Genomic DNA, 12,084 nt, shown 5'->3' on the forward strand with positions numbered 1-12,084 from the left:
TCTTTTTATGGAAAGTTTTGCTTTTAAGGATATTCTTTTAAAAAACAATTTTTTTGGCGAAATAAAAACCAGCGAGCTTCTTGCAGGCCACAGTTCTATGCACGTCGGCGGCAGAGCGGAACTTTTTTTGGAACCTTTTGACGAAAAAAGCCTTATTTTAGCTTTAAATGCTGCCACTAAATGTGGCTTAAAATATTTTTTGTCTGGTGGTGGAAGCAATATTGTTTTTCCAGATGAAGGACTTAATCTTGTTATTTGCACAAGAAAACTCGGAAAAGACGAATCTGTAAAATTTTTAGAAAACAACAGGATTTTATGTTCGGCAGGAATTGGCTGGGGTTCTGTCCTTAATTTTTGCAAAAGAAACGACCTTGGCGGATTAGAGGCTTTTACTGCACTGAGCGGAACTACAGGCGGAGCTATTTTTATGAACGCCTGCTGCTTTGGTCTTGCAGCTTCGGACAGGCTTTTGAGCGTAAGATATTTTGACACTCAAAAAAACGAAATTTTGACTTATAAAACTGAAAAAAACGACTGGGATTATAAAAAATCGCCTTTCCAGCCCTACAAAAAAATGCAAAAAGGGGGCGTTGCGGGGGATTTTCCCCCGCTCGAAGGGGAAGCGGAAAACGCGGAGGCGGTTGGAGCGGGGGGAAGGCTTTCCCCTTCTTCTAAAAAAATAATTCTTTCAGCAGAATTTTCAGTCACTTCGGGTTTTGACGAGGAACTTTCCTTGAAGGTAAAACAAAAACGCTCTGAACTCGGGCATTTTCGTGCTCCAAGCTGTGGCTCGGCTTTTAAAAACGACCCAGAACGCAAAATTGTCGCTGGAAAACTGATTGACGACTGCGGTTTTAAGGGTTTTTCGGTCGGAGGCGCTCAAATTGCCCCCTGGCATGCGAATTTTATTATAAATCCGGAACAAAAAGCGTGTTCAGCGGATATTCTGGAACTCGTGGGAATTGTACAGGAAACTGTCCTTAAAAAACAGGGAGTTTTTCTTGAACCGGAAATAATTTTTGCCTGATTTTTGATTTTTCAAGGCTTACAAATTCCGTATTTTCCATTATAATTTTTGATTAAGAAGCGGGGAAAATCGTGATTCAGTTACAGTTCGTAAATTTTAAGCAAGGTTCGTATATCACAGTCGAAGGACGTCCTCAGAATAATATTTTTTATATTATTCAATGCGGAAATGTGCGCGTTCACAGAGAAGATTCAATTCCCGGACAAAAAGAGGAAATACTCGGTCCTGGAGACTTTATCGGCGTAATTTCCTGTATGTCAAATCATTCGCAAGTAGACACTGTGCTTGCGCTTACTGACGTTGTCTGCATTTCTGTTCGAAGAGATCAATATCCTGAGCTTATCGAAAAAAACACTCCTGTAGCTATGAAAATTATCCGCACTTTTGCAAACAGGATGCGGCTTTTGAACGACACGCTCGTCCTTGCAACCTTAAATAATTCAGCCTCTCAAAGCCCCGAACAGATTTACAGGGTTGCTTCTTATTACGACAAGATGAATAAACCGAGTATCGCCGTTTTTGCTTATTATCAGTATGTAAAGGCAAATCCGACTGGCATAAATGTTCTTCTCGCAAAAACTAGATTCAACGCATTAAAAACAAAAAGTCGGGCTGTTTATTTTGAATCGAATCAGGATTTACTCAGAAAATATCCGAAAGACACGATGATTATGGCTGAACAGCAAAGCGGAGCCGACATGTTCATAATTCAGTCGGGACGCGTAAAAATTTCAAAGGTTGTCGACGGTTCGGAAGTTACGCTTGCAATCCTGAAAAAAGGCGACATGTTCGGCGAAATGGCCCTCCTCGAAAACAAACCGCGCTCTGCCTGCGCAATTGCCGAAGAAGATTGTACGCTTATGACCGTAAACCGATCGAACTTTGACAAGATGGTCCAAACCCAACCGCAGCTTATTGCAAGACTCACGACAACTTTGGCAGAAAGGCTTTTTCAGACGCAAAGACAGCTTTTGAACAGCCAGATTCGCGACCCAATCAGCAAGATGACCGATATGCTCGCTCTCCAAATTGAAAAGGCGCGAGTTGCAATCGATTCAAAAAACAAAACTTCGTATCAGACAGATTTAACTCCTTTGGATATTGCCGCTATGTGTGGACTTAGCCAGGACGAAAAAAACATCTTTGTTCCGAAATTTTCACTTTCACCAGTTATAAAACTTTCGTCGGAAAACAAAATCTTTGTTCCAGACTGTCTTGAACTTATAAAACAAAGTGCCTTTATCCGAAAACAGCACAAGGAACGTTAGTTTTTATGAAAAAAATAAGCCTTTTTGTATTCTGCGCATTTGTTTTTTTTACCTGCGCTACGCTTTGCTCCGCTCTTCCAAAAGGTTACGGTTCGATTGAACTCGGAATGAGCGTGGACGAAGTAAAATCCGAATTAAAAAAGAACACCGACTTTGGCTATCGTGGCGACAGAGATGTAAGCCTTTCTCCAAAAACAAAACAGATTTTAATCGAAACCGACGCTTCCAAAAACGCCTATTCTTTTTTTACGCGCTGCTGGTTTCAATTTGTTGATGATAAACTTTTTTCTATTACGCTCAATTTAAACGAAAAAAAAATCGACCACGCTTCAATTTTTATAAGCCTTTCGAAAAAATACGGAAATCCATCTTCGATAAGCCCAAAACGCTCGGCCTGGCAAGATAACTCTATAATTATGAGCCTTGAACGTCCGCTTACATTAAAATACATCGATAACGCAAAATTCCAAAAAATGCTCGATGAAGGCAACGTTCAAAAAACAATCGAAGAAAAATCGAAAGACGAATTTTTAGAAAGCCTTTAAGAACTATTCTGGCAGAGAAACTTTATCTCCCGTCTTTATTCCATTTTCTTCAAACCACCCCTTTGGAACTTCGAGGGCATATCTTACGCTTACCGTACTTGTTACAGAAGAAAGAGAAAACGGCGTCATGTCAAAAATGTCGCGGATTGTGCCTGTGCTGTCGATATAGGCAATCGAAAGCGGATGCGGCGTATTTTTCATCCAAAAACTCAAAATCTGGTCGCGCTCAAAAACAAAAATCATTCCTGTTCCTGCAGGAATATTTTTGCGTTCCATAAAACCGCGGTTGCGCTGAGCCTGAGTTTTTGCAACTTCCGCAAGAACACAAATCTGCCCGCTTTTCTGCGTTGTCACCGTCAATTTTTGAACAGGCAGTTTCTGCGCGCAAGAAAAAAATGAAAAGATAAAAATATTTGCAACAAAAAAAAGCATTGTTTTTTTCATTTTTATACGTCCATTTTTAACAGTTCTGCAGCAGCAAGTTTGTCGTTTGGATCATATTCAAGCACAGTCTGAAAATACGACGCAGCGTCAGAAGGTTTACCTTCTTTTAGCGCCAAATATCCTAAATTAGAAATAATTTTTGTATTTTCAGGTTCAATAGAAAGCGCCGTCTGCAAAGCTTCTTTTGCTTTTGGCAGATTTTGCTCTTCCATAAAGCAGATTGCAAGTTCATTGTAGGTATCGGCTCGATTTCCGCCTTCGAGGGTAAGAGTTTTTTCAAAGGCTTTTTTAGCATCTTCGTATCTTTTCTGCTGCCTTAATCCCCAGCCAAGCAAAAACCATGCATTCCAAACCGCAGAATTTTTTTCCAAAAAGATCCGAATTTCATCAAGCCCTTTTTCAACTTCGCCCTTATTTATAAAATCGTAAGCCGCCTTAAAATGATCATCTTCCATATTACGATTGCTGATTTCATTTAACAGTTCCTGAGCGCGATTCTTTTTATAAAGTCCATTTTCGCCCATTTCGTCGTCCGTCATTTCGCATGTCAGCGCCAGATAAGTTTCAAAGCAACTTTTTGCTTCTTTAAAATTATGCTTTTTAAGATAATAAAAACCAGCATTAAAAAAAGAGTCTGGAACAGCCGGCTCAGCATCCATTGCCTGTCTGTAATAAAAAAGCGCGTCCGCATCGTAAGCGTCGGCATCGTCATAAAGACCAGAAGTTCTGTACGAATCCGCGCGCTGATCAAAAAAGAGGGCTGTATTCAAAATTGTCGCAATATCTTCCGGATCAAATCCACGAAGAGAAGCATAAATTTCTTCCGCTAGATCGTAATCCTGATTCTTTGTCTTTAAAATCGCTGCTTCAGTCAGTTCTTTTTTCAAATTCGGACGCGCCTTTCCAAGAATCGAACGGTAATACAAAATATTTTTATTGTCGCTGTCATAAGCCATAACAGCAAGCAAACCTGCTAGAATCTGCTCTTCCGTTAATTCCTTCATATTAAAAGTTCCAGGATCATCCTTTTCTTTTTTTTGCACAGGAAGCGGAATTGTCGGATCAATTGGCATTGCCTTTTGAGTAAAATGAAAATCTTCTGGCAATTCAATAAAATAAACTGATTCAAGTGGATCTGTCGGTTTCATAAAAATATTTCCTTAATAAATAAAAACTTAATTTTAAATTCGGGTGGCTTTTTTTACGAAGTAAAAAAAACGGGCTTTCCAGGGTTCCGCTATCGCTCCATTGCTACGCTACGCTTAAACGCAACGGCTTCGCCGCCCCTTCAATCCCTGCCACATAAGCAACTTTTTAAGCGTTGCCATTTGTTTCCTGCTGACTTGCCTGCGTTTTTTCAGTCTGTACAGGAGCATTTTGTTTCTGAGCTACTATTTTTGCCTGCATTGCCCTTTGCTGGGCAATCTGGTCGCTTGCAGAAAGCTGAGTTTTTCTTACAGCCGTCAAAAAGTTATTTACATGCAACTTATACGAAAGAGGAACGATTTTATCTGCAAATGTTATGCTACAGGCAACAATATCTTTTCTTCCTTCAATTACTTCCGAAGAAACAATCACACCGTTAAGAGTTATAACTTCGTTCGGATCTTCAAATTCAAGTCTGAGCTGAGCAGGTTTATTCGTCAAAAATTGAGAAAGTCCCAAAAGTATAATCTTTGCCCCGGAAAAAGACAGATTTCTTACAATACAGTGGCGAGGAACATTTTGAATTAAAACAATCGCCTCTTCACGAACAAGTCCGAGTTTGCGTTTAGAATTTTCGTTAATTAAAATTCTTTCTTCACGCCGACGTATCGCATTTGAATTTGCTTCAAGAAGACGACCAACTGCTTCAATTAAATCGTCTGGCGGACGCTGGTTAAAAGCAATCGTAATTACGGCAAGTTCCGGTGAATTCATATACGGAACAATATTTGTAACATGACCAGCAACAAAAAAACTCATCACATCATTTTCTGCTTCAAAAAAACAAAAGCGCAAATTTATGCCAGAAGTTGACTGGTCAGAAAGAGCCTGAAAAGCACCGCCTTTTGCGCCGACAATAATCTTAGCCTGCAGAAAAGAAGTCGAATTTATGATGCAAGGCCATTGTCCGCGATTACATTTTATATAAATTTGTCGAGGGTCAAGACCAAGCGCACGAATAATATCTTTTGTAAAAGTAATTTCTGTATCCCGATATTGGTCATAAAACCGCTGTAACTGCTGAGTTGTTGCAACACCCATATATAAAACTATACTTTATAAAAAAATCACCGTCAACTTAAAAGAGTGTTTTATTTGTCAGCGACTCAAATCCAAAAAATGCCGCACATTTTGTAAAATTTCGGTACAAAAGCATATTTTTTCCGTCAACAAAAAGGCTTGAAGAACTTCCGCCATCAAACTCTAGTCCGTCCGCAGAACCTGCAAATTTCAGAATTTTTGCACATTCACAGTAAGAAAGCCCCTGGCTTATTTTTTTTCTCTCACCTTCCACAACAAGCAAAAAAAGCGTTTTTCCGTCAGAAGAAATTCCTGCTGTCGTACGGCTGTTTCTGCTTGAATACGAAAAATCGATTTCTTCATCATCTTTTAAGATTTCAAAAAATCCGCCAAAAACGTAATTCAAATCTTCTATACTGTTTAATTCATTTTGATTTGCAACAAAAGCCTTTAAACTTCCGCCTTTTTCAGTTTTAAAGCCTAGAGCAGAATATCGTCCGTTTACTTCAGACAATATTTGTCCTCGAATTTTGTGAATTCCGACAATTTTGCGTTTAGAAAAAAAACGCCCCTTAAACGGTGATGTATTTATCGAAACAAAACTTCCAGACTTTTTGGCAAAACTCGCAGCAGAGATACCTTTTCCAAGTTCATATTTTTTAAGTGGATAAGCAGAAATTTTTAAACTCTGCGAACTAAGATCTATTTTTACAAGATGGTAACGGAGAGGAACGTTTTTATTTTCAAACAAAAAATATTCCGAAAGCGAATTTATTTTTTTCCATTCTATTTTTTCTGGAATATAGGAAGATTCATCAAGTTCAATAAAAGGCTCATTTTTTAACAAAGAAAGAGAACTACAACCCGAAAAAAAACAAAAAACTGCGCAAAAAAGGAAAAAATATGTCTTTTTAAAATCCGTTGATTTAAGTTTCATTTTTGAAAAACAAAAAAGGCGGCGACTTCAATTTTTTCTGTCAACCCGCCAGTTTTTTTTATTTAGAATGGATAAATCTCTGAGGAGGCGTTACAGTCCAGATTGCCCGAACCACAGTATCGCCGATATTTACAAGAGTATGTGGCGAATTTGCAGAAAACGAAACACTGTCGCCAGCCTGAAGCTCATAAACAAAATTTTCGTAATGAAGCTGGCATTTTCCTTCCAAAATATATCCGATTTCTTTTCCTAAATGTCCGTAAGAGCCACGATAAGTTTTTGCGTCAACAGGAATTGTAATTTCGTAAGACTCAAGTGCGTGCTTACCGTCATTTTTTGACGCTCCGGCAATTTCTTCGTAAAGAATATCGCCTTCAACAATCTGCCTTCGCTCATTTTTATGAGTAACTTCAACTGGACGGGTTTTATGATATTCCTCGAACAAAAACTCAAGATTTATGTCGAGAACATCTGCAAGAGTCAAAAGAGTATCAATCGCAGGGCTCACCTTATTTCTTTCAATCTGGCTTACAAGACTTTCCGAAACTCCTGCTTTTTGAGCAACAGCCTTTAATGTAAGTCCACTCCGTTCCCTGACTGTACGGATTTTTTCTCCAAAGTGATACGGAATTTTCTTTCCGTCCTGCTGTTTTTCTGTATTATTAGTCTGCTTTTGCAAAACTGTCATTATTCTGTTTCTCCCGATTCTGTTCCATTACAAAGCGGATAAAATGGTCTTCCAAAGTTCTGTGCGGTCCTTCAAGGTTCAGCCTTTTTCGTGCCTGCGCATTGTCGCGCCGAATTGAATATTGACTGTAAAAATCTTTATAATCGCCACTTACATCGGTCTTTACTTTTTCACCTAAAAATTTTGAAACTTCATCTCGTCCGATTGAACCGATTCCTTTTTCCCGGAGCAGGCGTTTTAATTTTTGAATCTGCTCGTAAGAAATTCCAAATAAAAACTCTTCCATTGCCTGGCTTACTTCTGGAATTTCAAGCTGAGTGCGGATAAATTTGCTCCAAACTTCATCCATTTGGAACGAAAACATTATCAATTCACTCGTTCCCATCATCGTTCCAAAAGCCGGTGCCAAAGTCCGTCTTGCCTTCCATACGCTTGTCAAAACTGGAGCAATATCCGAAATATTCTGATCCGCCCTGTGTTCCCACAAAAGAAGGAGAGAAGTCGCAAGTTGGCGCCTAAAATCCACATTCAAAGAATCGTCTTTTATCAGATTCAAGTAAACGTCTTCCGCAAGAAGCAAAAACATCATCGAAACAGTTTCGTCTTTAAATGCCTGAATTAATTTGCTTGAAATTGCAATTTTTTCTAGTTCAGACTTTTCAGTCGAATCAAGTTTTGTCTTTAAATCCATACTGTTGTTCACTTTTAGCGCAAGTTTTGCAAGCGAAGAAAAAGTGTGTAGTTTTGCCGTCAAAAAACCTTTTCCCAAAGTTGCCTTGCTCGGAAGCTGAATAAAAGTTTTTCCGTAATCCGAATCAATATCAACAAGAAGTTCAATAATATCCTGTGGAGTCCGGGTTTCAGAAGTCAAAGTTACCTTGGAAAGCAATGAAGGAAATTCTGCAATTGCAACAGCAAGCCTCTTTAAGTCCGCCATTCTCTTGTCAAAAATTTCCTTGTGCTGCGGAGAATAGAGCGCAATTCGCGAATTTAATTCATCGCAGAGAACCTTTTGATTTTGTGTCAGAACGACAATTCCACTTTTTTCTGTATCTTCGGTCATTTCCTGAGTATCCAAAAATTCGCTTAAATCGATTGAAGTAAAATCACTTTCTGTAAAGTCTGACTGCATATCTTTATTATTTTCCAATTTTTTTTAGTATATCACAGATTGTTCTAAATTCAACAAATGAAAGTTCCGATATTAAAAATATGAAAAAAATTGCATTTTCTTTTTTTATAATAATTTATGGATTTTTCGGAATTTTTGCGCAGACATCGCCAGCACAAACTTCCTCTCTCTTAATAACCGAAAGCGACATTCGTCTCGTTTACGAAAACAATAAAAATTTTGAAAATGCAGAAGGGTATCATCTTTATATAAGAAAAAAGCCTGGAATTGAATCGATAATGCTCACCGAAACGACAAAAGATCCGTCAGGAACACAGGACAATTACGCCTACCGCGCTCTCGAATACAATTCAATAAACGGAGACGAAATCCGCTATTTAAACGGCAAACCTCTAAAATCAGAATTTGCAAAATATTCTCTCATCGACTCAACGCCTCAGGCAGACGAGCAGTTTGGACAAGCCTTTCATATTTATATTCCGTCAGAAATCGAATACGGTTACGAATGGTCGCGCCACGGAAAATTAAAAATCAACCGCGGAACTTTCATCAACATTCGCAGTTTTTCAAAAAAATACGGCGACTACACAGGAACATTTTTGGACAACCCTTTTATGTTCGATCTCGGAAAAAATCCAGAAAAAAAAGTCGAGCTTCCAGCAAAAAAACAAGAACCTGCTCCTCAGCCGCTGCCAGAACCAAAAGAACTGCCACCTCCAGTCAAAGAGCCGATTGTGCTTACAGACGACTACAACCCGGCTGCAGCAGCAAGTTTTAACGACATTGCAAATTTTAACGGCGGACAAATGTGCTTTTCAAAAGGTCCGGATTCAATCGTAGACGACATAACTGCAAGTATTGAAAGAATTTCGCCAAAAAATAAGGTTGACGTTGTTTTTGCAATCGACACAACAGGCAGCATGAAAGATGACGTTCAAAAACTCCGTGAAGAATGGATTCCACGCCTGACAGAACAGATAAAACAATTTGGAGATTTTAGAATCGGATTGCTGCTTTACCGCGACTACAACGACACTTACAGGCTCATGGGGCTTCCAGTAAAACGCTACGAATTTACAAAAGACATAAATGTCTTTACAAAAAACCTCAACAGTTTTGTAATTTACGGAAACGAAGGTGGCGACATTCCAGAAGCCGTTTACGAAGCACTTTTTGCAAGCCTAACATTTTACAAATGGCGAAAAGACGCTTACAGAAAAATCATTTTGATTGGAGACGCAGAACCGCATCCAACTCCACGAGGAACAGGAAAATACACAAAACAACTCGTTGCCGACACAGCAAAATCAACAAATATCGTAATTGACGCAATTATCGTTCCAGACGACAAAAGCGCGCGCGGAAGATAAGGATTATAAGAATTTGGACGGCATTGCACGGTCTATCCCGCTCTTCGCCACTCAGTGCCCTCGGCAGGTGTTAATTATTTGTTATTCTTAACCCGCTTTTTAAACGGCAAAAATTTTCTTTATTTATAAAACGAATTTATAAAAACAATCACACCTGCTGCTTCGCATGGCTACGATCGGGCGTAAGTTTTTCGCAAAAAATCTATTCAGCCTTTTTGTGCGGAATTTTTGCAAGTTCAATTTCTGCAAGTTTTTTATAAGCGGCAGGATAAGTTCCCGGCGTTGAATTTTTATAAATGTCCAAAAGCTCGTTAAAAATTGGCTCTGCAAGATTGTATTTTTTCTGCTTCATAAAAACATGTCCGATTTCATAACGGGCTTCAATATAGACATTTGCCCAATCGGAAAAACGCTCAACAGCGGTATTGTAATAAGCAAGAGCCGCTTTGTAATTTCCGTTTTCAAAATTCGTCTGTCCATTTTGAATCAATTCCTGCGAAGTCATTTCTGGAATTTCTTTAGGCACAGAACCGCAAGAAAAAAACAACGGCAAAATTAAAAAAATCGCAGCAAAACTGCCGACTGTACAATTCATTTTTTTATTCATAATATTCTCACTATATCATTTTTAAAAACTGTAAACAATCAAATTACATAAAAAACATTTTTTCGCTTGCAATAGTTACACAAGGCGAATAAGTTTGCGCAAAAATCAAGAAAATAAGATAAAATTGGCAAATAAGACAAAATTCAATTGATAAAATAGTAGAATTTTAATATCATTATTCTAAAATTTTTTGTTATGCAAAAATGGGCACGATGACTGTGACTAAAGGATTGTTGCAGGCGTTATGCCTTTTTTTATGGGAGCGAAAAATGGCTACACCATTGGAAAACTATCTTTCTTCTTGTAACGGAAAACCAAACGTTGCAATGACAGCTTACGTTGCAAACCTTCAGCAGGTTGCATCTGTAAATCCTTCAATCGCCGCAGACGTTGTAAACGAAATCGAAAATCAGCGCAGCCACTTAAAATTGATTGCTTCAGAAAACTACAGTTCTCTTGCAACTCAGGCAGCAATGGGCAATCTTCTTACAGACAAATATGCCGAAGGCTACCCAGAACACAGATATTACGGTGGTTGTGTAAACGTTGATGCCGTAGAAAACACAGCGGCACATGAAGCAGAAGAACTTTTTGGTGCAGACTACGCTTACGTTCAGCCACACTCAGGCGCAGATACAAACCTTGTTGCTTATTGGGCAATTCTTTCTGCAAAAGTAGAAACTCCAACTTTGCAGGAACTTGGCGTAAAATCTTTAAACGACCTCACTGCAGAACAGTTTGACGAACTCCGCCACCGCTTTGGAAATCAGCGCCTCATGGGCCTTGACTACTCTTGTGGCGGACATCTTACTCACGGTTACAAGATGAATATTTCTGCACGCATGTTTGAAAGTCATCCATATGGAGTAGACAAAGAAACAGGTCTTCTCGATTACGACGCAATCGAAAAACAAGCAATGGAAGTAAAACCTCTCATTCTTCTGACAGGTTATTCAGCTTATCCTCGCGCGATCAACTTCAAACGATTCCGCGAAATTGCAGACAAGTGCGGAGCAGTTTTGATGGTAGATATGGCTCACTTTGCTGGTCTTGTTGCAGGAAAAGTATTCACAGGCGATTTTGATCCTGTAAAATGGGCAGACATTGTTACAACAACAACACACAAAACTTTGCGCGGACCACGTGGCGCTATGATTCTCTGCAAAAAAGAATTTGAAGATTACGTAAACAAAGGCTGTCCAATGGTATTGGGTGGACCACTACCACATGTAATGGCAGCAAAAGCAATCGCCCTCAAAGAAGCTAATTCTAAAGCTTATCAGGACTATGCACATCAGGTTGTTAAAAACGCGCAGGCACTTGCAAAAGCACTCCAGAACCTCGGCATCCACCTTCAGACAAACGGAACTGACAACCACCTCATGCTTGCAGACATTACTTCTTATGGTCTTACAGGAAAACAGGCGGAAGCGGCACTTTTCCAGGCTGGCGTAACAACAAACGCAAACGCTCTTCCTTACGACAAAAACGGCGCATGGTACACTTCTGGTCTCCGTCTCGGAACTCCTGCCCTCACAACACTTGGCATGAAAGAGTCAGAGATGGACGAAGTTGCAGCCATCATCGACATGGTTCTTAAAGGAACAAAACCAGGCGTAACAAAAGACGGAAAACCTGCAAAACTCAAGATTGTAATGGACGAAAACGTAAAAGAAGCCGCTTCAAAACGCGTTCAGGCACTTTTGGGCAAATTTGTTCTCTATCCAGAACTCGACTTGGACTTCTTAAAGAAAGAATTTGTAAAATAATTCACTAAAAATTGAATTAACTACAATAAAAAAGGCTATGCGATAAGTTTAAAACCTTGCCACATAGCCTT

At 39.2% G+C, this 12,084-nt stretch carries 12 protein-coding genes; 5 read left to right on the plus strand and 7 right to left on the minus strand.

Features of this window, described 5'->3' with window-relative positions; genetic code table 11:
- Positions 1-7 precede the first annotated feature (7 nt).
- The 3 genes from murB (at position 8) to ACT6XC_RS06605 (ending at position 2,840) form a co-directional block, all read left to right on the plus strand.
- Positions 8-1,027 carry a UDP-N-acetylmuramate dehydrogenase gene (gene murB, locus ACT6XC_RS06595; protein ID WP_443741244.1) on the plus strand — a complete coding sequence of 340 codons (1,020 nt, stop codon included), beginning with the start codon at positions 8-10 and terminating at the stop codon, positions 1,025-1,027.
- Positions 1,028-1,098: 71 nt separating this feature from the next.
- Positions 1,099-2,295: a Crp/Fnr family transcriptional regulator gene (locus tag ACT6XC_RS06600; RefSeq protein ID WP_443741245.1), complete on the plus strand. Its 1,197-nt coding sequence runs from the start codon at positions 1,099-1,101 to the stop codon at positions 2,293-2,295.
- Positions 2,296-2,300: 5 nt separating this feature from the next.
- Complete coding sequence (locus ACT6XC_RS06605; protein ID WP_443738410.1) at positions 2,301-2,840, plus strand: hypothetical protein; 540 nt, start codon at positions 2,301-2,303, stop codon at positions 2,838-2,840.
- A 3-nt stretch (positions 2,841-2,843) separates the two neighbouring features.
- Here ACT6XC_RS06605 and ACT6XC_RS06610 read toward each other — a convergent pair whose 3' ends face one another.
- The 6 genes from ACT6XC_RS06610 to ACT6XC_RS06635 form a co-directional block, all read right to left on the minus strand.
- Entirely contained in the window at positions 2,844-3,284 is a 441-nt protein-coding gene (locus ACT6XC_RS06610) for a DUF192 domain-containing protein (protein ID WP_443738411.1), read from the minus strand.
- A gap of 2 nt (positions 3,285-3,286) precedes the next feature.
- Positions 3,287-4,432, minus strand: coding sequence for a tetratricopeptide repeat protein (locus tag ACT6XC_RS06615; RefSeq protein WP_443741246.1), 1,146 nt, complete (start codon positions 4,430-4,432; stop codon positions 3,287-3,289).
- A gap of 166 nt (positions 4,433-4,598) precedes the next feature.
- Complete coding sequence (locus ACT6XC_RS06620; RefSeq protein WP_443741247.1) at positions 4,599-5,531, minus strand: PilZN3 domain-containing protein; 933 nt, start codon at positions 5,529-5,531, stop codon at positions 4,599-4,601.
- Positions 5,532-5,568: 37 nt separating this feature from the next.
- Positions 5,569-6,357, minus strand: coding sequence for a phosphodiester glycosidase family protein (locus ACT6XC_RS06625; RefSeq protein WP_443741248.1), 789 nt, complete (start codon positions 6,355-6,357; stop codon positions 5,569-5,571).
- A 148-nt stretch (positions 6,358-6,505) separates the two neighbouring features.
- Positions 6,506-7,135: a helix-turn-helix domain-containing protein gene (locus tag ACT6XC_RS06630; RefSeq protein ID WP_443738415.1), complete on the minus strand. Its 630-nt coding sequence runs from the start codon at positions 7,133-7,135 to the stop codon at positions 6,506-6,508.
- Entirely contained in the window at positions 7,110-8,285 is a 1,176-nt protein-coding gene (locus ACT6XC_RS06635; RefSeq protein ID WP_443738416.1) for a hypothetical protein, read from the minus strand. The genes ACT6XC_RS06630 and ACT6XC_RS06635 overlap by 26 nt, the downstream gene beginning before the upstream one ends.
- Positions 8,286-8,347: 62 nt before the next feature.
- On the opposite strand from ACT6XC_RS06635, the gene ACT6XC_RS06640 reads away from it, so the two are divergent.
- Positions 8,348-9,637: a vWA domain-containing protein gene (locus ACT6XC_RS06640; RefSeq protein WP_443741249.1), complete on the plus strand. Its 1,290-nt coding sequence runs from the start codon at positions 8,348-8,350 to the stop codon at positions 9,635-9,637.
- 202 nt (positions 9,638-9,839) lie between these two features.
- Here the strand turns inward: ACT6XC_RS06640 and ACT6XC_RS06645 are convergent, their stop codons facing one another.
- On the minus strand, positions 9,840-10,244 hold the full coding sequence (locus ACT6XC_RS06645) for a hypothetical protein (protein WP_443741250.1): 405 nt from the start codon (positions 10,242-10,244) through the stop codon (positions 9,840-9,842).
- A 269-nt stretch (positions 10,245-10,513) separates the two neighbouring features.
- On the opposite strand from ACT6XC_RS06645, the gene ACT6XC_RS06650 reads away from it, so the two are divergent.
- On the plus strand, positions 10,514-12,013 hold the full coding sequence (locus tag ACT6XC_RS06650; protein WP_443738419.1) for a glycine hydroxymethyltransferase: 1,500 nt from the start codon (positions 10,514-10,516) through the stop codon (positions 12,011-12,013).
- The last annotated feature ends 71 nt before the right edge of the window (positions 12,014-12,084 follow it).

Source organism: Treponema berlinense (genome assembly GCF_052273165.1).
Taxonomy (GTDB): domain Bacteria; phylum Spirochaetota; class Spirochaetia; order Treponematales; family Treponemataceae; genus Treponema_D; species Treponema_D berlinense_A.